General features: G+C 60.6%; 1 pseudogene. It reads right to left on the reverse strand.

Features of this window, described 5'->3' with window-relative positions:
* Positions 1–568, reverse strand: a pseudogene (locus tag AC1DSG_RS31640) (type IV secretion protein Rhs); the annotation flags it as partial.

The raw sequence follows: 568 nt of genomic DNA on the forward strand, positions 1-568 counted from the left end.
CGCACCGTAGTTCGCAAGGCGCATCCCCAGATAGGCAACGCCCGCCCCCGCACCGGCGAAGGTCAGGACAATCCCGATCAGAATGTCGATGAGCAGCTGCACCACCGCCGTTGAAACCGCTTCGGCGGTTTTGCCGGCGATCTCGCTGGGTGGCAGCATTTCCAGCCAGAGGCTGGCGGTGCGCAGCAGCAAACAGAGCGCCGCTTCGTCACTGACCAGCAGCTGGACTTTTGCCATCGTGGCCGGAAATTTTTCTGCCAGCTTTTCCAGCTCGCCAGCACCACTGCCCAACCGTTCAGCGAACTTGCGGGGATCCTTCAGAATGTCCGAGAGCAGGCTGATGCTGTCCCATACACCCACAATCGCCTTCCAACTGCCCGCGAGCATGCCGTTACCGGCAGCCGCAAAGGTCGACTGCGACCACCGCGGTTTAAACCCGGCCCACTCACTGCGCAGCCAGTCGTCCAGCTCTTTGGTCAGGCCGTCGTAGGACGAGAAAAGATCATCAATTTGAGTCGGCGTGACTTCGCTCTGAACATGAACCCGGTAGAACTTGCCGGGTGTCCCT

The sequence above is a fragment of the Pseudomonas sp. P5_A12 genome (assembly GCF_056400685.1).